General features: G+C 72.8%; 20 protein-coding genes and 1 pseudogene. 13 read left to right on the plus strand and 8 right to left on the minus strand.

Annotation, left to right across the window (positions count from 1 at the left end):
- Positions 1–27: 27 nt before the first annotated feature.
- Positions 28–804 (minus strand): IclR family transcriptional regulator, encoded by a 777-nt coding sequence (locus tag ACLHRZ_RS42285; RefSeq protein ID WP_490423960.1) that lies wholly within the window; start codon positions 802–804, stop codon positions 28–30.
- A gap of 155 nt (positions 805–959) precedes the next feature.
- Between ACLHRZ_RS42285 and allB the strand changes: the two genes are divergently transcribed.
- Entirely contained in the window at positions 960–2,306 is a 1,347-nt protein-coding gene (gene allB, locus ACLHRZ_RS42290; protein WP_490423961.1) for an allantoinase AllB, read from the plus strand.
- On the plus strand, positions 2,303–3,457 hold the full coding sequence (gene alc, locus ACLHRZ_RS42295) for an allantoicase (RefSeq protein WP_490423962.1): 1,155 nt from the start codon (positions 2,303–2,305) through the stop codon (positions 3,455–3,457). Before allB ends, alc begins: the two co-directional genes overlap by 4 nt.
- Here the strand turns inward: alc and ACLHRZ_RS42300 are convergent.
- The 4 genes from ACLHRZ_RS42300 to ACLHRZ_RS42315 are packed head-to-tail and all read right to left on the minus strand — an operon-like array spanning position 3,429 to position 5,447.
- A complete protein-coding gene (locus ACLHRZ_RS42300) occupies positions 3,429–3,965 on the minus strand; it encodes a GNAT family N-acetyltransferase (RefSeq protein WP_490423963.1) in 537 nt (178 codons plus the stop codon). The two genes, alc and ACLHRZ_RS42300, sit on opposite strands and share 29 nt — an antisense overlap.
- Before the next feature lie 13 nt (positions 3,966–3,978).
- On the minus strand, positions 3,979–4,659 hold the full coding sequence (locus tag ACLHRZ_RS42305; RefSeq protein WP_490423964.1) for a thiaminase II/PqqC family protein: 681 nt from the start codon (positions 4,657–4,659) through the stop codon (positions 3,979–3,981).
- Positions 4,660–4,695: 36 nt separating this feature from the next.
- Positions 4,696–4,836, minus strand: a complete 141-nt coding sequence (locus ACLHRZ_RS42310) for a DUF6126 family protein (protein WP_336414867.1) — start codon at positions 4,834–4,836, stop codon at positions 4,696–4,698.
- Positions 4,833–5,447 carry a helix-turn-helix domain-containing protein gene (locus ACLHRZ_RS42315; protein ID WP_490423965.1) on the minus strand — a complete coding sequence of 205 codons (615 nt, stop codon included), beginning with the start codon at positions 5,445–5,447 and terminating at the stop codon, positions 4,833–4,835. The genes ACLHRZ_RS42310 and ACLHRZ_RS42315 overlap by 4 nt, the downstream gene beginning before the upstream one ends.
- A 154-nt stretch (positions 5,448–5,601) precedes the next feature.
- On the opposite strand from ACLHRZ_RS42315, the gene ACLHRZ_RS42320 reads away from it, so the two are divergent.
- The 9 genes from ACLHRZ_RS42320 (at position 5,602) to ACLHRZ_RS42360 (ending at position 13,388) form a co-directional block, all read left to right on the plus strand.
- The gene (locus tag ACLHRZ_RS42320; protein WP_490423966.1) at positions 5,602–6,024 is read left to right on the plus strand and encodes a guanyl-specific ribonuclease; all 423 of its coding nucleotides are present in this window, start codon (positions 5,602–5,604) and stop codon (positions 6,022–6,024) included.
- Positions 6,025–6,395: 371 nt separating this feature from the next.
- Complete coding sequence (locus tag ACLHRZ_RS42325; protein ID WP_490423967.1) at positions 6,396–7,040, plus strand: bifunctional 4-hydroxy-2-oxoglutarate aldolase/2-dehydro-3-deoxy-phosphogluconate aldolase; 645 nt, start codon at positions 6,396–6,398, stop codon at positions 7,038–7,040.
- Between the two features lie 144 nt (positions 7,041–7,184).
- Positions 7,185–7,940, plus strand: a complete 756-nt coding sequence (locus ACLHRZ_RS42330; RefSeq protein ID WP_490423968.1) for a GntR family transcriptional regulator — start codon at positions 7,185–7,187, stop codon at positions 7,938–7,940.
- Positions 7,941–8,158: 218 nt separating this feature from the next.
- On the plus strand, positions 8,159–9,169 hold the full coding sequence (locus tag ACLHRZ_RS42335) for a sugar ABC transporter substrate-binding protein (protein ID WP_490423969.1): 1,011 nt from the start codon (positions 8,159–8,161) through the stop codon (positions 9,167–9,169).
- Positions 9,166–10,206, plus strand: coding sequence for an ABC transporter permease (locus ACLHRZ_RS42340; protein ID WP_490423970.1), 1,041 nt, complete (start codon positions 9,166–9,168; stop codon positions 10,204–10,206). The genes ACLHRZ_RS42335 and ACLHRZ_RS42340 overlap by 4 nt, the downstream gene beginning before the upstream one ends.
- A complete protein-coding gene (locus ACLHRZ_RS42345; RefSeq protein WP_490423971.1) occupies positions 10,173–11,042 on the plus strand; it encodes an ATP-binding cassette domain-containing protein in 870 nt (289 codons plus the stop codon). The genes ACLHRZ_RS42340 and ACLHRZ_RS42345 overlap by 34 nt, the downstream gene beginning before the upstream one ends.
- Positions 11,043–11,239: 197 nt before the next feature.
- Positions 11,240–12,361 carry an ROK family glucokinase gene (locus ACLHRZ_RS42350; protein WP_490423972.1) on the plus strand — a complete coding sequence of 374 codons (1,122 nt, stop codon included), beginning with the start codon at positions 11,240–11,242 and terminating at the stop codon, positions 12,359–12,361.
- 5 nt (positions 12,362–12,366) lie between these two features.
- Positions 12,367–12,945, plus strand: coding sequence for a hypothetical protein (locus ACLHRZ_RS42355; protein ID WP_490423973.1), 579 nt, complete (start codon positions 12,367–12,369; stop codon positions 12,943–12,945).
- A 29-nt stretch (positions 12,946–12,974) separates the two neighbouring features.
- Positions 12,975–13,388 carry a hypothetical protein gene (locus tag ACLHRZ_RS42360; protein WP_490423974.1) on the plus strand — a complete coding sequence of 138 codons (414 nt, stop codon included), beginning with the start codon at positions 12,975–12,977 and terminating at the stop codon, positions 13,386–13,388.
- Between the two features lie 37 nt (positions 13,389–13,425).
- Here ACLHRZ_RS42360 and ACLHRZ_RS42365 read toward each other — a convergent pair whose 3' ends face one another.
- From ACLHRZ_RS42365 to ACLHRZ_RS42375, 3 genes and pseudogenes are all read right to left on the minus strand, one after another.
- Positions 13,426–17,196, minus strand: coding sequence for an nSTAND1 domain-containing NTPase (locus ACLHRZ_RS42365; RefSeq protein ID WP_490423978.1), 3,771 nt, complete (start codon positions 17,194–17,196; stop codon positions 13,426–13,428).
- 147 nt (positions 17,197–17,343) lie between these two features.
- A pseudogene (locus tag ACLHRZ_RS42370) lies at positions 17,344–17,943 on the minus strand (caspase, EACC1-associated type); the annotation flags it as partial.
- Between the two features lie 46 nt (positions 17,944–17,989).
- Complete coding sequence (locus ACLHRZ_RS42375) at positions 17,990–18,418, minus strand: effector-associated constant component EACC1 (RefSeq protein ID WP_490423975.1); 429 nt, start codon at positions 18,416–18,418, stop codon at positions 17,990–17,992.
- A 385-nt stretch (positions 18,419–18,803) separates the two neighbouring features.
- Between ACLHRZ_RS42375 and ACLHRZ_RS42380 the strand changes: the two genes are divergently transcribed.
- Together ACLHRZ_RS42380 and ACLHRZ_RS42385 are read left to right on the plus strand one after the other, a co-directional pair.
- On the plus strand, positions 18,804–19,415 hold the full coding sequence (locus ACLHRZ_RS42380) for a response regulator (RefSeq protein WP_490423976.1): 612 nt from the start codon (positions 18,804–18,806) through the stop codon (positions 19,413–19,415).
- Positions 19,408–20,442: a sensor histidine kinase gene (locus ACLHRZ_RS42385; RefSeq protein ID WP_490423977.1), complete on the plus strand. Its 1,035-nt coding sequence runs from the start codon at positions 19,408–19,410 to the stop codon at positions 20,440–20,442. Before ACLHRZ_RS42380 ends, ACLHRZ_RS42385 begins: the two co-directional genes overlap by 8 nt.
- Positions 20,443–20,493: the final 51 nt, after the last annotated feature.

Below are 20,493 nucleotides of genomic sequence, written 5' to 3' on the forward strand. Positions count from 1 at the left end.
GCCGCACAAGGGAACAGCCCCGCGCCCCTACGGGGCACGTAGTTCCGTCGACAACTCCGCCGCCGCCTCCTTGAGCATGGGCACGATCTTCTCCGTCGCCGCATCCGTCACTCTGCCCGCCGGGCCCGAGACGGAGACCGCCGCCGCCGTGGGGGAGTCCGGCACCGGTACCGCCAGGCAACGCACCCCGATCTCCTGCTCGTTGTCGTCCACCGCGAAACCCGTCTCGCGCACCAGCGCCAGGGCCGTCAGGAACGCCTCGGGCGTGGTGATCGTCTTCTCGGTCGCGGCCGGCATCCCCGTGCGCTTCAGCAGGGCACGCACCTCGTCGTCCGAGCACTGGGCGAGCAGCGCCTTGCCGACCCCCGTGGTGTGCGGCAGCACCCGTCGGCCGACCTCGGTGAACATCCGCACCGAGTGCCGCGAGGGCACCTGGGCGACGTAGACGACCTCGTCCCCGTCCAGCAGCGCCATGTTGGCCGTCTCGCCCGTCCCGTCGACCAGCCGCGCGAGGTGCGGACGGGCCCACGTGCCGAGCAGCCGGGCGGAGCTCTCGCCGAGGCGGATCAGCCGGGGGCCCAGTGCGTAGCGGCGGTTGGGCTGCTGGCGCACGTAGCCGCAGGCGACGAGGGTGCGCATCAGCCGGTGGATGGTCGGCAGCGGAAGCCCGCTGCTCGTGGAGAGTTCGCTCAGCCCGACTTCGCCCCCCGCGTCGGCCATCCGCTCCAGCAGGTCGAAGGCGCGCTCCAGCGACTGGACGCCGCCGGTCGGCGAGGCGGTTCGGGGCTCGGCGGACGAGGGCACGGTGCAGTCCTTCCGTGACAGTGAGTTGAGAGCAGCCTACCGGTGTACGGAAGGGGTCTTGACGGCGTCGGGCCACCGCAGAAGACTGCGGGCCACCCGGGCGTCAACAGAATGTTGAAGCGCGGACCCGGCCGGCGGATCGAGGAGGGGGCGCCATGCCCGCGGTGGAGCTGTTGCTGCGCTCGACGAGAGTGGTCACCCCGGACGGCACCCGCCCCGCGTCCGTCGCCGTCGCGGACGGGCGGATCGCCGCCGTGCTGCCGCATACGGCCGAACTCCCCTCCGGAGCAGTCTGCGAGGACCTCGGCGGCGACGTCCTGCTGCCCGGCCTCGTCGACACCCACGTGCACGTCAACGATCCCGGCCGCACCGAGTGGGAGGGCTTTCGCAGCGCCACCCGCGCCGCGGCCGCCGGGGGCGTCACCACGCTCGTCGACATGCCCCTCAACAGCCTTCCGCCCACCACCACCGTCTCCCGTCTCCGCATCAAGCAGGCCGTGGCGCAGCAGGCGGTGCACGTCGACGTCGGCTTCTGGGGCGGGGCCGTGCCCGGCAACGGCGAGGACCTGCAACCCCTGCACGCCGCCGGGGTCTTCGGATTCAAGTGCTTCCTCTCGCCCTCCGGCGTCGAGGAGTTCCCGCCGCTGGACCGCCGCCGGCTCGCGGACGCCGCCGCCCGGATCGCCGGCTTCGGCGGACTGCTGATCGTGCACGCCGAGGACCCGGACCGGCTCTCCGCCGCACCGCAGCGCGGCGGCCCGCACTACGCCGACTTCCTCGCCTCCCGCCCGCGGGCCGCGGAGAACGCCGCCGTGGCCGCCGTCGTCGACGTGGCCCGGCGCTTCGGCACGCGCGTGCACGTCCTGCACCTGTCCTCCTCGGACGCGCTGCCCGTCATCGCCGCCGCCAAGGCCGAGGGCCTGCCCGTCAGCGCCGAGACCTGCCCGCACTTCCTCACCCTGACCGCGGAGGAAGTGCCCGACGGCGCCACGGAGTTCAAGTGCTGTCCACCCATCCGGGAGGCGGCCAACCAGGACGCGCTGTGGGCGGGCCTCGCCGCCGGGACCGTCGACTGCGTCGTCTCCGACCACTCGCCCTGCACCACCGGTCTCAAGGTCCCCGACTTCGGCACCGCGTGGGGCGGCATCTCCTCCCTCCAGCTCGGGCTGCCCGCCGTCTGGACCGCGGCCCGGCGGCGCGGTCACACGCTCGACGACGTGGCCCGCTGGATGTCCGCCGCCCCGGCCGCCCTCGCAGGCCTGGACCGCAAGGGCGCCGTCGAGGCGGGCCGCGACGCCGACTTCGCCGTCCTCGACCCCGACGGGACCTTCACCGTCGACCCGGCCGCACTCCACCACCGCAACCAGGTCACCGCCTACGCGGGCCGCACCCTGCACGGCGTCGTACGGTCCGCCTGGCTGCGCGGCCGGAAGATCGCCGACCACGGCACCCCCACCGAGCCCACCGGCCGACTCCTGGAGAGGCAGCACACCGACAGATGAGCGACACGAGTGACATAGCCGAAACCGCAGACGTCCCGCCGCAGTTCACCGGGCCCGCACGCCCGTACTCCGGCGGGGACCCCTACGCCGACTACCGCACCGCGCCCTTCGCCTTCGCCGCGCTCCCCGACCTCGCCGGCCGGCAGCTGGGCGGCGCCGTGACCGCCGCCAACGACGAGTTCTTCGCCGAGCGCGAGAACCTGCTCGCCCCCGGACCCGCCCGCTTCGACCCCGAACTCTTCGGCCACAAAGGCAAGATCATGGACGGCTGGGAGACCCGCCGCCGCCGGGGCACCGCGGCCGCCCCGCACCCCGCCACCGACGACCACGACTGGGCGCTCGTCCGCCTGGGGGTGCCCGGCGTCGTCCACGGGATCGTCGTCGACACCGCCCACTTCCGCGGCAACCACCCCGAGTCCGTGACCATCGAGGCCACGGCCCTGCCCGGCACCCCCTCCCCGGAGGAGCTGCTGGCCCCGGACGTGCCGTGGGCGACCCTCGTCCCGCGCACCCGCGTGGGCGGCCACGCCGCCAACGGCTTCGCCGTCCCCGTCCGCGAGCGCTTCACCCACCTGCGCCTCGCCCAGTACCCCGACGGCGGCATCGCCCGGCTGCGGGTGCACGGCGAACCGGTGCCCGACCTCGCCTGGCTGGGCGCGCTCGGCACCTTCGACCTCGCCGCACTCGAGAACGGCGGCCACGTCGAGGACTCCTCCGACCGCTTCTACTCCTCCGCCCTCAACTCCATCCACCCCGGGCGCTCCCTGCGGATGGACGGCGGCTGGGAGACCCGCCGCCGCCGCGACTCCGGCCACGACTGGGTGCGGTACCGGCTCACCGGGCAGGCGGTCCTGCGCGCCGTCGAGATCGACACCGGCTGCTACAAGGGCAACGCCCCCGGCTGGGCCGACGTCCATGCCCTCGACGCCACCACCGGCGCCGACCCGGCCGACCGCACGGCCGGCTGGACCCCCCTGCTGCCCCGCACCCGCCTCCAGCCCGACACCGTCCACCGCTTCGTGCTCGACGGCGCCCCGACGGCCACGCACGTCCGCATCGACATCCACCCCGACGGGGGCGTCGCCCGGCTGCGCGTGCACGGCTCCCTGACGGGCGAGGGGCTCAACCGGAAGCCAGGGGGCGGCTCATGAACAGGGCCGTCTCGCCTTCGGAGACGGTGCCGGTGTAGAGCGTGGTGTCCAGGCCGGCGAACGTGAACCCCATCTTCCGGTAGGCCCGGACCGCCGGGGCGTTGACGCTGGTGACCTCCAGCCAGGCGGTGCGGGCGCCCAGTTCGCGGCCGCGGGCGAGGGCCCGGTCCATCAGGCCGCGGCCGATGCCCCGGCCGCGGTGGGCGGGGGAGACCCGCAGGTCGGCGATGTGGAGGCGGCGGTTCCAGGCCTGGTACGCCACGGTGATCGCACCGCACAGTTCGGTGCCCTCGTAGGCGGCCACGACCTCCGCATCGTCCGCGAGCTCCTCGCCCTCGTCCGGGTACTCCTTGAGCAGCGGCGGGTCCACCGGCACCTCGCGCAGGCCGAACCCGTCGGCACGGGCGGTCACTTCGAGGACGGCGGCGGTGACGAAGGAGTTGTCGAGGGCGTCGGCGGCGGCCAGCGCCTCGGTGTCGTCGGAAGAAATCGCACGGTATATCGGCATGGGCACCTGTCTATCACCACGGCCACCCCGCGGCGGACACTCCGTCCAGGCTGTCCCAGAACATCAACTCGTAGTCCTGGAGCAGCCGTCCGTGCCGGCGGGCCAGCTGCTCCGAGAACGTGCCGTCCTCCAGCCCCGCCTGCACCGCCGTGAGCGCCAGCGCCTCGCCCTCCGGGTCGGCCCGGGCGAAGAAGTCGAAGAAGCCGCAGGCCGCGTCGTCGAAGCCGTAGTGGGTGCGCAGTGCCCGGCTCGTCGTGGCGCAGTAGCCGCTCCACGCGGCGAAGTTGGCGATCAGCGCGACCACGACGTCGGCCGGCTCGGCGCCCAGGGCCATCGAGGCCATGTACGCCGGGTAGGCCTGGCAGCCGGCCTGCGGCTCGTAGGCCCGTACCGCACTGTCGTCCAGGCCGCAGGCGGCCGTCAGTGCGGCGAGCTGTTCCAGGGCCGCGGTCTCGCCCCCGACGAGGTGCGTGAAGAAGCCGGCGACGGCCGGGTGGTCCGCGGACCTGGCCGCGATGTGCGCGAAGCTGCGCCGGTCACTCGTGATGATGTGGTGCTGCTCCAGTGCGAGGGCGGAGACCGCCTCCCGGGGCGCGGTACCCGCGGCCATCCGCGGGACGAGCCGGTTCGCCGTGGTGTCCGGTGCCAGTTCCTGCACCGCCTGCGCGAGGACTTCCTGGGCTGTACGGGCCATGGCGCCAGATTAGGGCCTGTCCCGGGCCGCGGGTGGTCACTTCGCCCCGGCAAGCCAGAAGATGAGGAAGAAGAAGGCGACGATGAAGTGGACGGCGACGAGGTAGATGAACACCCGGATCGTCATCCCCATGGGGGCCCGGTCCTCTTCCACGTACTGCTTGACGTTGTCGCTCACGGCATTCCCCTCCGGGTCGGTGCGGCGTCGCCCAGGCACAGCCCGGCCGCGCCGCTCTGCATCAGCGTGTGCATGAACAGCAGGTCCACCCCGCCTTGCGAGACGGCGGCGATGCGGTGCGGGGTGAGGGAGTCGAAGTGGGCGGCGTCGCCGGGACCGAGCTCGTGCACGGCCTCGCCGAGCGTCAGCCGCATCCGGCCCCCGGTGACGTAGAGCCACTCCTCGCCCGGGTGCACCCGGACCAGCTGTTCCTGGCCGGCCCGGCCCTGCGGCACGTGCAGCCGCAGGGCCTGCATGGCCCGCCCGGAACCCCCGGCCCGCCAGTACGTCCAGCCGCCGGCCTGCTGCGCCTCCATGCGGTCGGCCCGTACGATCGGATCGGACTCGGGCGTCACCTCGCCCAGCAGGTCGGAGACGGTCGTGCCGTACGTCCGGGCGAGTGCGAGGAGCATCGGCAGCGACGGCGTCCGGTGGCCGGTCTCCAGCCGGGAGAGGTGCGCGGGCGAGAGCCCGGCCCTGGCGGCCGCGGCCTCCAGCGTCAGCCCGCTGCGGGTGCGCAGCGCGCGCAGCTGCGGGGCGACGAGGGGGAGCGGTTCGGGCGGCTGGCTCATGGCTCCGGTATATCCCCGCTTTACCTCCAGGACAAAAACTTTTGCCTCGGAGGCAAAGGTTCCTTCGTGTACGCGTCACATTCGGTGAACATCAGGAAAACATCAAGATCACGTCATTGACATGACAGCGTCATGGCCCGCCATGCTGTCGGGCATGAGAACCCCCCATCGCTTCGCACGCATCGGCGCGCTCGCGGCGCTCTCCTCCGTCCTGCTGCTCGGCACGCCCGCCGTCGCCGCCACCCACACCGCCGCCGCCCCCGCGGCCGTGAGTGCCGTGAGCGTGGAGTCCGTCGGTGACGTCTGCTACTCGCAGCTGCCGTCGGAGGCCCACGACACCCTGAACCTCATCGACCAGGGCGGCCCCTTCCCTTACCCGCGGGACGGGATCGTCTTCTCCAACCGCGAGGGCGTGCTCCCGCAGCAGGCCGGCGGCTACTACCACGAGTACACGGTCATCACCCCGGGCGCCCCGACCCGCGGCACCAAGCGCATCATCACCGGTCAGGGCACCCACGAGGACTACTACACCGCGGACCACTACGCGACGTTCGCCCAGGTCGACTGGACCTGCTGAGCAACTCGCCCTGCCGGAGGGCCCGTCACCGCTCCGCGGTGGCGGGCCCCGCCCTTTTCCGCGTCCTTTTCCGCCGGGGGCGCGGGCGGCGTCGTCACGCGACGCCCTTCACGGCGGGTGCGGGCGGGCACACTCCCCTTTTCACGCCTTCACGCGACCCATGCAGCCCGTCCGGGGCCGATTGTCGGCGCATCCCGTTAACGTTTCGGTAGAGCAGCGTTCCGGGGAGGGGGCGTGATGTCCATGGCATCGACGATCGTGCACGAAGTGCCGCAGTGGAAGCGGTGGTTGACCGTCAGGCACCGTCCCGGCCCATGAGTCCCACCTGCCGACATCCACGCCATGTACACCGAGAAGGGCGGCGAACTGCCGTGTACCGCTGGGAGATCACCCGAGCCGCACTCGCGCAGCGAGTCCTCGCCGTCGTCCGCGGCGACAGCTACGACCAGGCCGCGGTCACGGCGGGCACGCTGGTCTCCGCGGGAGTGACCAGCCTGGAGATATCCCTCACCACGCCGTTCGCGCTGGAGGCCGTCACCACGCTGGCCCGGGAGGTCGGCGACGAAGGGCTGATCGGCGCCGGCGCCGTGCTGGACGCGGCCTCGGCCCGGATGGCCATCGACGCGGGCGCCTCCTTCCTCTCCTCGCCCATCCTCGACCACGAGGTCATCAGCACCGGCCACCGCTACGGCATCCCGGTCTTCCCCGGCGTCGCGACGCCGACGGAGATCGTCCGGGCCCTGGAGATGGGGGCCGACGCGGTCAAGCTCTTCCCGTCGCCCTCGCCGCACCCGGACTGGGTCAAGGACCTCCGGGCCGAACTGCCGCAGGCGGCGCTGGTGGTGAGCGGCGGGGGAGTGTCGGTCGACAGCGCGCCGGACTGGATCGCGGCAGGAGCGGTGGCCTGCGCCCTCGGCGCGGACCTGGCCGAGGGCGACCGCGACTCGGTGTCCAAGCGGGTGGGCGAACTCCTCGGACGGCTGGCGGTGGCGGACACGTACGACTGTGCCCCGTAAGGGCGCGGGGAACTGCGCGATCGGCGACACACGACCCGCAGTCGTCGAACCGGCCTCCGGGAGGGCCCCGGGCGGAGCCCGGTATGTCCGTACAACCAGACGTCCGGACTTCCGGTCAACAGGCGGTACGACTACGCTCCCTCCGTGGCGAAGCATCAACCGCAATCCCTCCAGTTCACCCTCGACCGCACCAGCCCCGTACCGCTCTACTTCCAGCTGTCCCAACAGCTGGAAGCCGCCATCGAGCAGGGCGTGCTCGCCCCCGGCAGCCTCCTCGGCAACGAGATCGAGCTGGCCGGGCGCCTCGGTCTGTCCCGGCCCACGGTCCGCCAGGCCATCCAGTCGCTGGTGGACAAGGGCCTGCTCGTACGCCGCCGCGGCGTGGGCACCCAGGTCGTGCACAGCCAGGTCAAGCGGCCGCTGGAGCTGAGCAGCCTCTACGACGACCTGGAGGCCGCGGGCCAGCGGCCCGCCACCCGCGTGCTGCGCCAGGGCACCGAGCCCGCCACGGCGCAGGTCGCCGCGGCCCTCGGCGTGCCCGAGGGGACCGAGGTCCTCTACGTCGAGCGGCTGCGCCTGGGCCACGGCGAGCCCGTGGCCCACCTGCGCAACCACCTCCCCGCCGGCCTGCTCGACCTCGGCACGGACGCCCTCGCGGAGACCGGCCTCTACCGCCTCATGCGCACCGCCGGCATCACCCTGCACAGCGCCCGCCAGACGATCGGCGCCCGCGCCGCCACCGCCGAGGAGGCCCGGCTGCTCGCCGAGCCCGAGGGCGCCCCGTTGCTGACGATGGAGCGGACCACCTTCGACGACACGGGCCGCGCGGTGGAGTTCGGCTCCCACCTCTACCGGGCCTCGCGCTACTCCTTCGACTTCCAGCTGCTGGCCCGTCCGTAGCGGAGCGCCGCCCTTGTCCCGTCGTAAGAATGTTCTGACAAAGTCTTGACGCGGTGTGGCGTCCGCCACTACAAATCCACCCACATGGAACAGGCCGGCACTCACCGCCGACGCCCCGGCCGACAGCGGTGACGGATGGTGACGGATACTTGGGCGGTTGGGCCCGCACGATCGGGGTCCGGCCGCACCGTGAAAGACAGTGGGAAGGGCAAGTCCTCGTGGCAAGGGTTCGGACAGGCGTACGCGCGCTGAGCGCCGTGCTGGCAGCGGTGCTCGGCGCCACTCTGGCGGGGTGCAGCAGTACGGGCGGCAAGCGCGCGGAGGAGCGGGCCAAGGCGGCCGCCCAGGGGCACGCTGCAGTCGACACGCCCCGGTGGACCTTCGCGATGGTCACCCACTCGGGTGATGGCGACACCTTCTGGGACATCGTCCAGAACGGTGCGAAACAAGCGGCGGTCAAGGACAACATCAAATTCCTCTACGCCCATGACGTGGAGGGCAACAAACAGGCCCAGGACGTCCAGGCCATGATCGACCAGAAGGTCGACGGCCTGATCGTCACCCTCGCCAAGCCCGACGCGATGAAGGACGTCGTGGCCAAGGCGAAGGCGGCCGGCATCCCGGTGATCACCGTGAACTCGGGCTCCGAGGAGTCCAAGGCCTTCGGTGCGCTCACCCACATCGGCCAGGACGAGACCATCGCCGGCGAGGCCGTCGGCGACGAGCTCAACAAGCGCGGCAGGAAGAAGGCCGTCTGCGTCCTGCACGAGCAGGGCAACGTCGGCCACGAGCAGCGCTGCGCCGGCGTGAAGAAGACCTTCAAGGGCGACCTGCAGAACCTCTACGTCGAGGGCACCAACATGCCCAACGTGCAGTCGTCCATCGAGGCCAAGCTGCAGTCCGACAGGGACATCGACGCCGTGGTCACCCTCGGCGCCCCCTTCGCGCCCACCGCGGTCAAGGCCGCCCAGCAGGCGGGCAGCAAGGCCGAGGTCGACACCTTCGACCTCAACGCCAAGGTCGCCGAGGCCCTCCAGGACGGCTCCCTCGGCTTCGCCGTGGACCAGCAGCCGTACCTCCAGGGGTACGAGGCGGTCGACCTGCTGTGGCTGTACAAGTACAACGCCGACGTCCTCGGCGGCGGCCGTCCGGTGCTGACCGGCCCGCAGATCATCACCAAGGACGACGCGAAGGCCCTGGCGGACTACACGAAGCGGGGCACCCGATGAGCGCGGCAGTCCCGGCGGAGGCCGACGAACGCCTGGCGCGCCAGAGCTGGCTGCGCACCATGATGGGCCGTCCCGAACTGGGCTCGGTCGTCGGCGCCGCGGCCGTCTTCCTCTTCTTCTCGTTCATCGCCGAAAGCTTCCTGCAGGCGTCGAGCCTCTCCACGGTCCTCTACGCCTCGTCGACGATCGGCATCATGGCCGTGCCCGTCGCGCTGCTGATGATCGGCGGCGAGTTCGACCTGTCGACCGGTGTCATGGTCACCAGCTCGGCGCTGATCTCGTCGATGTTCAGCTACCAGATGACGGCCAACGTCTGGGTCGGCGTGGGGGCCTCGCTGCTGGCGACCCTCGCCATCGGCTTCTTCAACGGCTTCATGCTGACCCGCACCAAGCTGCCCAGCTTCATCATCACGCTCGGCACCTTCCTGATGCTCACGGGTCTCAACCTCGGCTTCACCAAGCTCATCAGCGGCACCGTCTCCACCAAGAGCATCGGTGACATGGAGGGCTTCGACTCGGCGCGGGCGCTCTTCGCCTCCCACCTGACCATCGGCGGCGTGGACCTCCAGGTCACCATCCTGTGGTGGTTCGGCCTGGTCGCCCTGGCCACCTGGGTGCTGCTGCGGACCCGCGTCGGCAACTGGATCTTCGCGGTCGGCGGCGGCTCGGACGCGGCCCGCGCGGTGGGCGTCCCGGTCAACAAGACCAAGATCGGCCTGTACATGGGCGTGGCCTTCTGCGCCTGGATCTCGGGCCAGCACCTGCTGATGTCGTACGACGTCGTGCAGTCCGGCGAGGGCGTGGGCAACGAGTTCCTCTACATCATCGCGGCCGTCATCGGCGGCTGTCTGATGACCGGCGGCTACGGCTCGGCGATCGGGTCCGCGGTCGGGGCGTTCATCTTCGGCATGACGAGCAAGGGCATCGTCTACGCGCAGTGGAACCCGGACTGGTTCAAGTTCTTCCTGGGCGCCATGCTGCTGCTGGCCACCCTGCTGAACGCGTGGGTCCGCAAACGGGCGGAGGCGACCAAGTGACCGCGGAGCAGACGACCGCACTGGTCAGGCTCACGGACGTGAGCAAGTACTACGGCAACGTCCGCGCCCTGGAGGGCGTCTCCCTGGAGGTGCGGGCGGGCGAGATCACCTGCGTCCTGGGCGACAACGGCGCGGGCAAGTCCACCCTCATCAAGATCATCGCGGGGCTGCACCAGCACGACGCGGGCACCTTCGAGATCGAGGGCGAGGAGAGCCGCCTGGGCTCCCCGCGCGAGGCGCTGGACCGCGGCATCGCCACCGTCTACCAGGATCTCGCCGTGGTTCCCCTGATGCCGGTGTGGCGGAACTTCTTCCTGGGCTCGGAGCCGACGAAGGGCCGCGGCCCGTTCAGGCGCCTCGACGTCCAGCAGATGCGCAGGATCACCCGCCACGAGCTGCTGCGCATGGGCATCGACCTGCGCGACGTCGACCAGCCCATCGGCACCCTCTCCGGCGGCGAGCGGCAGTGCGTGGCCATCGCCCGGGCCGTCTACTTCGGCGCGAAGGTGCTGGTGCTGGACGAGCCGACGGCCGCGCTCGGCGTCAAGCAGTCCGGCGTCGTCCTCAAGTACGTCGCCGCCGCCCGGGACGCGGGCCTCGGCGTGGTCCTGATCACGCACAACCCGCACCACGCCTACCTCGTCGGCGACCGCTTCGTGCTGCTCAAGCGCGGTGCGATGGCCGGCAGCCACACCAGGTCCGGGATCGCCCTGGACGAGCTGACCCGCCAGATGGCGGGCGGCAGCGAGCTGGACCAGCTCAGCCACGAGCTGGAGCGGGCCCCCGGCCCCGACGTGATCGGCGGACGGAAGATCGACACCGACCCGGCCGGCTGACCGGCGGGCCGGCCGGGCGGGGGCGGGACGGGGAACCGTCCCGCCCCCGCCGTTGTGCACCGCCCACCCCCGGTGAGGCACAATCGGCCACGACCACACCCACGAGGCCGCGGCCTCCCGAGACCACTGCAGGGACGACGACTCGTGCGAGCACGCCCCCGAACACCCGCCGGACCGCGCAGTGCGGAGGTGCCGCGATGAGCATGTACCGCGACAGGGTGCACCGGGGTAGCGCCAGAGCGACCGTCCTGCGCACCGTGGGCACCCGTGAGCGCCGTTCCCACCTCACCGCCCCCCGGGTCCCCACCGTCGGCATCGACATCGGCGGCACCAAGGTCATGGCGGGCGTGGTCGACGCCGACGGCACCATCCTCGAGAAGATCCGCACCGAGACGCCGGACAAGTCCAAGAGCCCCAAGGTCGTCGAGGACACCATCACCGAGCTCGTCCTCGACCTCTCCGACCGGCACGACGTGCACGCCGTCGGCATCGGCGCGGCCGGCTGGGTCGACGCCGACCGCAACCGCGTCCTCTTCGCCCCGCACCTGTCCTGGCGCAACGAGCCGCTGCGCGACCGGCTCGCCGGCCGGCTCGCCGTGCCCGTCATGGTCGACAACGACGCCAACACCGCCGCCTGGGCGGAGTGGCGCTTCGGCGCCGGCCGCGGCGAGGACCACCTCGTCATGATCACGCTCGGCACCGGCATCGGCGGCGCCATCCTCGAGGACGGCCAGGTCAAGCGCGGCAAGTTCGGCGTCGCGGGCGAGTTCGGCCACATGCAGGTCGTCCCCGGCGGCCACCGGTGCCCCTGCGGCAACCGCGGCTGCTGGGAGCAGTACAGCTCCGGCAACGCGCTGGTCCGCGAGGCCCGCGAGCTGGCCGCGGCGGAGTCCCCGGTGGCGCAGGGGATCATCGACCGCACCGGCGGCAACGTCAAGGAGATCACCGGCCCGCTGATCACCGAGCTGGCCCGCTCCGGCGACGCCATGTGCGTCGAGCTCCTGGAGGACATCGGCCAGTGGCTGGGTGTCGGCATCGCCAATCTCGCCGCAGCCCTCGACCCCTCCTGCTTCGTCATCGGCGGCGGCGTCAGCGCCGCCGACGACCTGCTCATCGGCCCGGCCCGGGACGCCTTCCGGCGCCACCTCACCGGCCGCGGCTACCGGCCGGAGGCCCGGATCGTCAAGGCACAGCTCGGCCCCGAGGCCGGCATGGTCGGCGCCGCCGACCTGGCCCGCCTGGTGGCACGGCGCTTCCGGCGTGCCAACCGGCGCCGGGTCGAACGTTACGAGCGCTATGCGAAGGCAGGTCGCGGGTGATCACCATGGAACACACCGGAAACCAGGCGCCCGCGGCGCCGGAACAGCCCATAGGCGGCGGCGACGGCGGACGCCCGCCGCGCCGCTGGCTCAAGGCCGTCATCGTCTTCCTGCTCGTCGCCATCCCCGCCGGGTACCTCTACATCTCCGCGCTGCAGAGCCGCGGGCCGGGTGCGGACAAGGAGGAGCAGGCGACGAGCGGGCAGCTGGAGGAGGGCTGGCCGTCGCGCCTCCAGCGCCGCATCTACGGGATGTCGGTGCCGTACTACGCGACCGGGGTCGCGCACTACGAGGACAACTCCTGGAAGTCCAGCTCGCTGTACCTCCAGTTCACGACCACGCCCGCCAAGCTCGACAAGTGGCTCAAGAGCGTCGGCACGAACTCGTCCGCCCTCAAGGACGGCGAGATCACCATCGACCAGGACGAGGCGGCCGCCGTCGGCTGGAAGTTCGGCAGTGGCCACCACTGGAAGGGCACGGTCCACAAGCAGGGGGACCGGCCCAGGCCGGAGCTGGAGATCACCGCCAACATGGACGACCCGAAGCACCCGAAGGTCTACGTCGTCTCGACGACCACCCCCTGACCCGGCTCTCTTCGGGGCGTGCCGGACAAGTGGACCGGACGATCCACATACCCGCGGGCAAGCAGAGGCCACTGCTCGCCGCACTGCTGGCCCCGCCGGGCCCTGCACACACTGCTGACGCGGCTGCGCCAGAGCCTGGAGGCGGACGGTGCCGGGCTGGGCCGGCGCCCCCGTACGGCCAGGGCGAGCAGCGCCGCGAGTACGACGGCCGCCCCCGCGAACAGCAGCGGGCCGGCTGTTCCGTGGGGGCGTTCCGGAACCAGCCTGCCCAGGGACGCCGCTCCTGCGTAGCCGGCGCCGGCCGCCGCGCAGGCGATGACCGCGGGGAGCGCCGGCCGGCCGGCGTGCGCGAGGCCGCCCGCGAGGCCGTCTACGGGGCGCAGCAGGGCAGCCGGATCAGCTGCGCCCTCATCCACGACGACCCGGTCGAGGACTGCTCCTGACACGGCCGCAGATGTCCGGTGACCCGGCGGGACGGCGTCACGCGCAGGCGTCCTGACGCTTCACGCCGGGCAGCAGCTCCTTCCACCGCTTCTCCGGCACGCGCGTGCTGCGGATCGAGCACAGGGTGCGGCTCAGGCCGGCGAAGTCGGTGCCCACGACGAGGGAGTCGACGTTGAGCGGGACGAGCTGGCCGCCGGTGTCCGCTTGCATGAGGAGGTCGCCGGCGGGGCTCATGTCCAGGATGTTCATCTTCCGCGTCACGTCGGACAGGACGAGCAGTTCGTCGTCGCCACCGGGCCGGGAGCCGCTCGGGTCGGACGCGTTCCACAGCGCGAGCAGGCCCTCGTGTTCCCAGGCGGCCACCAGGTGGCGGTCCTCGGAGGTGTACATGCGCTGGACCTTGGGGACGGGCCCCGGCAGCGGGACGCCCCGCCCCGGCCTGCGCAGGTCCCACACCGTCGGCCGGCCGTCCTCGGAGAGGAACGCCAGGGCGTTCCGGGAGACGAGCTCGGTGGCGGACACGTCCTTGTCGACGGTCACGACCCTGTGCGCCGTGCCGTCGGCGGCCAGGCTCCAGACGTGCGTGTCCCGCTGACCGGGCCGGCCGCGGCTCGGGACCTGGGCCACCACGAGCCGGGTCCCGTCACCGTCGGCGTCGTCGCCGATCGTGGACCACGGCGTCTCCCTCACCGCATCCGTCCGGCGGGGCCTGCGGGGGTCGCGCACGTCCCAGGTCTGCGTTCCGCGGGCGGTCATCAGCGCCAGGACCCGCCGCCCGGGGAAGGACGGGGTGGCCGAGCCGTCGTCGCGGGGCCACGGCACTTCCCCGACCCGCCGCGGGTGCTCGATGTCCCGGATGTCCCAGAGCCCCACCGTGCTCTCGGAGGCACCGCGCAGGGCGAAGAGGGCTCCGTCGTCGCTCACGGCGAACACCTCCGGGTTGCTCCCCTGCACCGCCCCGCCGGACAGCCGGAACTCGTACCCCGGCCGGAGCCGGCCGCCGTCCACGTGCCACAGCTTCATTCTGGTGGCGCCGTCGTCCTGGCTCAGCAGCATCCTGCCGTCCGTGAGGAACCGTGCCCTGACCCACGGCGGCGGCAGTTCGGAGATCAGCGCCGGGGCGCGGTCCGGTGCGGAGACGTCCCAGATCCGCACCGGGCGCTTGTCGTTGGCGTCGGCCCCTCCGGTCACGACGTGGTGCGCGGTCGCGTCGAACGCGGATCCCGCGATGTATCCGCGGTCCACGGCCCTGCCGGTGACGGCGCGCGGCGGCGGCTGCCGTACGGCGATGTCCCCGTTGTCCTCGTCCCCCGCCACGAGGCCCCGGCCGTCGGTGAAGTAGGCAAGGGACCGGGTGCTGCCGCCCGTCAGCACCCCCGCACTCCAGTCGGGGTCGGCGTCCCGGAAGGTGAACGTGTGGACCGACTTGTCCCCGATGGTGGACGCCGCCACGAACCGCCCGTCCGGCCGCCAGGCGAGCCCCGTGTACGCCCCCGAGTTGCTGTACGCGGCGGGCTTCCGCAGGGCCCGGGGCCGGCTCGGGTCCTTCACGTCCCATAACGACAGGTTCTCGGCCTGACCGGTGTGGCTGCCGCCTCCCGCCAGCATCTGCCCGTCGGGCCGGAAGGCCAGGGAGAGCAGCGGGGCGTCCTTCACGGTGGCGAGCGGTCCGAGGTCGCCGGCCCGGCCGGTGTCCCACAGCCGCATCGTGTCGTCGTCGAGCGCCGTGGCCAGCACGCGCCCGTCGGGGCTGTAGGCCTCGGTCAGCACGGTCTGGTCCTCGGCGATGTGCACCACAGTGGACGCCGGACGGGCGGGGTCCCGCACGTCCCACAGCCGTATCCGCGCATGGTCGCCGGATACGGCGACGGTCCGGCCGTCCGGGCTGAAGGCGAGGGCGCTGATCCGCGTGCCGTCCGTCGCCAGGCGGGCCACCTGCCGGGGGTGGAGCGGGTCGGAGGTGTCCCACACGAAGAAGGCGTCGCGGCTCGACGCGGCGAGGTAGCGGCCGTCAGGCCGCCAGGCGACGGCCACGGGGCGGCCGGTGCGCAGGACGGCTCCGGGCACGGGGTGGTAGCGGTCCCCGAAGTCCCACAGGCGCAGCGTGCCGTCCGCCGACGAACTCGCCAGGACCTTGCCGTCCTTGTGGAAGGCCAGGTTCAGCACCTTGCCGGTGTGCCCGGACAGGGTCAGCGCCACCGGTGTCGTCGCGCTCTGGAGCAGGCTCGTGCGGGCCTCGACGGTGTGGGCCGTCCGGTACGCCGCCAGGCTCAGGTCGAGCGCGGCCGCCGGGTCCTGCGGGCGCAGCGCCTCCGCCTGTGCGGCGATGCGCTTGGAGGCCAGGTTCGCGGCCCGCTGCTGGGACCGGCCGCGTTCGACGAAGGCGACGGTGCCGGCGGCGGTGAGCAGCAGGGCCAGGCAGACCGCGAGCGCGGTGCCGGCCAGGCGGCGGCGCCGGGCGCGCCGGGCCGCGCGCAACCCCGCCTCGGCGAAGGCCCGTTCCGCCGCGGTCAGTCCGATGCCCGCCCCGGGCCGGGCCGCGGCCGGGCCCGTGAGCCAGGGCCGGACGGTCTCCAGGCGGCTGCCGGTGTAGAGGTAGCCGGGGTCCTCGCCGTGTTCCTCCCAGGCCGCCGCGGCCTCGGACAGCTGCTGGTGGGCGAGCAGTTCGGTCTGTGCCTCGCGGATCCACGAGCGCAGCCGGGGCCAGGCGCGCAGCAGCGCCTCGTGGGCGATCTGGGCCCCGCCCCTGTCGACGGTGACGAGACGGGCGTCGGCGAGCCGGTCCCACACGACCGTGACGAGGTGCCGCTCGTCGTCCGGGCGGCCCGCGAGGAGGTCGGAGAGCTCGACGCGGCGGCGGACGAACTCGCCGTTCCCGCTCAACTCGACCATGCGCAGCAGGAGTTCCCGCAGCGCCGTGCGGGAAGGGGCGTCCAGCTCCTGGTAGAGGGCCTCGGTGGTGGTGGCGACGGACTGCCGGATGCCGCCGGTCGCCTGGTACCCGGCCAGGGTGAGCGCGGTGCCGGAGCGGCGCAGCCAGGTCTCGCGCAGGGCGTGCGCGAGGAAGGGCAGTGCGGTGGCCTCGGCCGGTGCGTCCGCGGGGCGCTCCTCGTCCGCGTCCTGGGCCAGGTCGGCGAGGAGCCGGTCGGTGAGACCGTCCTCCAGGGTGAGCCCGACGGCGAGGGCGGGCCGTTCGACGGCCGCCCGGAGGGCCTGCTCGTCCATGGGCCGCACGGTGCGCTGCCGGTGCTCCAGGGCCTCCGCGAGCTCCGGGTGGGCGAGGCAGCTGCCGTAGTGGTCGGCGCGCAGGCCGAGGACGACGCGCGGGCGGGCGCCGGGGCCGCCGCCGGGTGCGCACAACAGCCGGACGAACAGGGCGCGTTCCTCCGGGTCCGTGCAGCGGGTGAACGTCTCCTCGAACTGGTCCACCACCAGCAGGCGGCAGGCCCGGGAGCCGGGGCGTGCCGCGGGGAGCCCCGCGCCGGAGAGCAGCCGCCCGTGGACCTCGTCCGGCGGGTGCCCGGTGGCCCGGGCCCAGCGTTCGGCGAGGGCGCGCAGGGGGTGCGGGCCGGGGGCGGGGAGCAGCAGGGCGGGCCAGGGGGTGCCGGGGTGCTCGGCACCGTGGCGGTGGTCGAGCCCCGCGAGCAGCCCGGCGCGCAGCAGCGAGGACTTGCCGGCGCCGGAGGCGCCGACGAGGACGAGCGGGCCGCCGTCCGCGGCCGCGTCGGAGACCGCGTCCAGCAGTTCCCCGGTGAGCTGTTCGCGGCCGAAGAAGCGGTCGTGGTCCTCGGCCCGGAAGGGCTCCATGCCGGGGTACGGGCAGGGCACGTCGGCCGGGGGCAGGGCGGTGGCGGGGCGCTGCCCCCGGTAGGCGCGGTTCGGTGCGACGACGAGCCCGCCCAGGGTGCCTTCGCTGCGCCGCTGCGGGTGCACGGGCCCGTCCCGGAAGGCCCGGTCGAGGAAGGTGTGGACGTCGTCCAGCGTCAGCAGGGGCGGGCCGGAGGGGTCGCCCTCCTCCAGCAGCCGCAGCAGCTTCCCGCCGAAGAGCGTGTGCCGTTCGCCCTCGGGCGCGTAGGACACGGCGAAGCCGGAGGCGGAGGTGAGGAGGAAGCTGCCGTCGGGGAGGGCGGAGTCGAACACCCCGCGGGGGCCGCCCGCTCCGGGGGCCGCGGCGCGTCCGGAGAAGCAGCAGTCGAGGACGACCACGCTGCCGCCGGTGACCCCGCCGAGTGCGTCCTTGACGACGCGGTAGGGCACGCAGGGTGCGATGCGGTCCTCGCTGAGCGTGCCGCGCGTGGCGAGGTAGAGCTCGTCCCCGGGGCCGAGGACGCCGTGGCCGGTGTAGGAGAAGAGGACCGTGCCGGAGGCCTCGGCGACGGCCTGTTGCACGGCCTCGACCACGTCGGCCGCCGTGGCGTCGGCGGGCACCCGGTGGATGTGGTCCTCGGGGAGCCCGCACACGTCGCGCAGGACCCGGGCCAGGCCGTCGACGGTGGCGTCGACGCCGGGCAGGGCGGGGAGCGCGGAGCCGGGGGCGTGGGTGCCGGTGCCGACGAGGACGGCGCGGGTGCCCGGTGCGGCGAGGCCGGTGAAGGGGCCGTCACCTCCGGGGGCTTCCGGGCTGTGCCGCCTGGCCGTCCTCCCGGCCGGGCCGCGTCTCGTCGCGGCGCCCCTCCAGCATGGCGGCCAGGCGCTCCGCCAGCTCGGCCGTCTGCCGGGCGTCGAGCCCCTTGACCTGGGTGCTGCTGAGGGTGAACCGCGTGCCGTCGGGCCGGGTCACGGTGACCTTCTGGGTGCCGCCCCGGGTCCGTATCCAGGCGACGACGGCCCCGGCCAGGGCCGCGACCACGCCTCCCGGTTCGAGCACGGCGAGCACGGCGTCGCCCGCGGTGCCCATGGTGCCCGGTTCCGGCGGGTCCGTCCGTCTGCGGATCCTGCCGCGCAGCTCCGGCTGTCCGCCGAGCCAGCGCCGTAAGTCGTCGGGCCCCGCCGGGCCGTTCGCGTTTTCCACGATGATGGTGGCCTGCATGCAGGCGATCGTAGTGGACTGCGTTACCGCAAGGCGGTTTTGAGGGGGAGTCATATCCCAATTGAAGATCCACTCGATCGCCCGGGTGAATTCTTCGGCCGCAGTATATTTTCCCGCCAAGACGGGACATCCCGACCCTTCGGGGCGGACTGCGCAATCATCCCGAAAGGCCCCGATTTCCCGGCGTCGACGCCAGGCGTCCCGGAACTCCTTCTTTTTGATTTCTGCGGGTTGGCCGCAGGAAATTGAAATTTTAAGCGCCGTCGCAGGAATTCTGCCTGTTGACAAGATTGGTCGCTACATCGGAAAGTGAATGCCACCACGAGGGCGGCAAATCGGCCGTGTTTTCCCCGTGCTCGAAAGGCTATGCAGAAGGTGGGGTCCCGTGCGACTCGTCCTGGCTGAGGACCATCCGACCGTACGGGCCGGAACCCGGGCGTTCCTGGAGCCCGAGGGCTTCAGCGTGGTCGGCGAAGCCGCCTGTGAACGCGAGGCGCTGGAGCTCGTCTCCGAGCAGCAGCCCGATGTGCTGATCCTGGACATGAAGCTGGAGTCGGGGCTGGCGATCAAGGCCATTCCCCAACTCCTCGCAGCCGCACCGGGGATGGGAATTCTCGTGCAGAGCTGCTACGAGGACCGCGCCATCATCTGCGGGGCACTGGCCGCGGGCGCCGCGGGCTATCTGCTGAAGAGCAGCCCGGTGTCCGAGCTGGTCGTGGCGGTACGGACGGTGGCGTCCGGAGGGCGGTACGTACAGCCCTCGCTCGGTGCCGGGCTGGCCCGTGACCAGGGCCGGGAACCGGACCTGCCGCTGCGGGACCGGCAGGTCCTGGGCCTGCTGGCCGAGGGGTACACCAACCGTGAGGTGGCCGCACGGCTGACGGTCAGCATCCGCACGGTGGAGAGCGTCAGGGCCGCCCTGCGCGCCCGGCTGGGCCTGGCCACCCGGGCCGACCTCGTCGCGTATGCCCGGCAGCAGTGCGCCGCCGATGCGTAGCGGAACCGCCTGGCCGGCCGAGGAACAACCGCTCGCCCTGGGCGTGCTCGGCCGCGTCTGCGTGTCGGTGAGCCTGGTCGGCGCCGTCGCGTACACGGTCAACCTGCTCTTCGACGACCGGCTGCCGCACCGGGCGGTCTCGCCCCCGATGGTCGCCCTGGCCACCGGCACCCTCGCACTGCTGACCTGCGGTCTGCGGCGGGCCCGCCGGCTGCTGATCATGATCTGCTGCGGATTCACGGTCCTGAGCGTGGACCGGCTGGCGCACTCCGACCTGGCGGACTACGCGGCCATCGGCTTCCTGCTGGCGGCCTCGGCGTACGCCGTACCGGCCTGGCCCGAGATGAAGGTGATCCTCAGCCGGGGCAGCGCCAGTGCGCTGGTGGAACGGCAGGAGCACCATGCGGGCCTGCTCGCGGGCGAGTTGCACGACGAGGTCCTCCAACTGCTGGCCCTGACCCGGCGGCGGCTCGACACGGCCCGCGCGCTGGACGACCCCCGTGCGCTGCGTGCGGCGATGGAGGACGCTTCCCGCACCCTCGACGAGCAGTCCCGCGCACTGCGCCGCATCATCGCCACCGTGAGCCCGGCGGCCGTCCGGGGAGCGGGGCTCGCCGAGTCGGTCACCTCCCTCGCCGAACAGGTCGCCGCCGAGAACGGGCTCGTGGTGGACGTGCACGTCCAAGGCGACCGGCCCCACACGGGTACGGGAGAGAAGGGCGTGAACCTGGCCGTCTACCGAATCGCCCAGGAAGCGCTCACCAACGTGGTCAAGCACGCCGGTGCCCGGCACGTCGGCATCACCCTCGTCTGCCGCGACGACGGCATCAGCCTCACCGTCACCGACGACGGACGCGGCCTCGGCCCGAACACCCCGCGAGGCACCGACGGGTACGGCATGCTGGGCATGCGCTGGCGCTGCGAGGCGTACGGCGGCACGTTCAGCGCCAGGACTCCGATCGCCGGCGGCACGGTCGTCCGGGCCGTGATCCCGCTGCGCAACTGCCGGAAAGGCAGGGCCTCCTAGGGCGTGTCCGATGGGTCAGCACAGGCCCTGCGACGCTCCCCCAGCTACCTC

The organism is Streptomyces sp. AM25 (assembly GCF_058146165.1).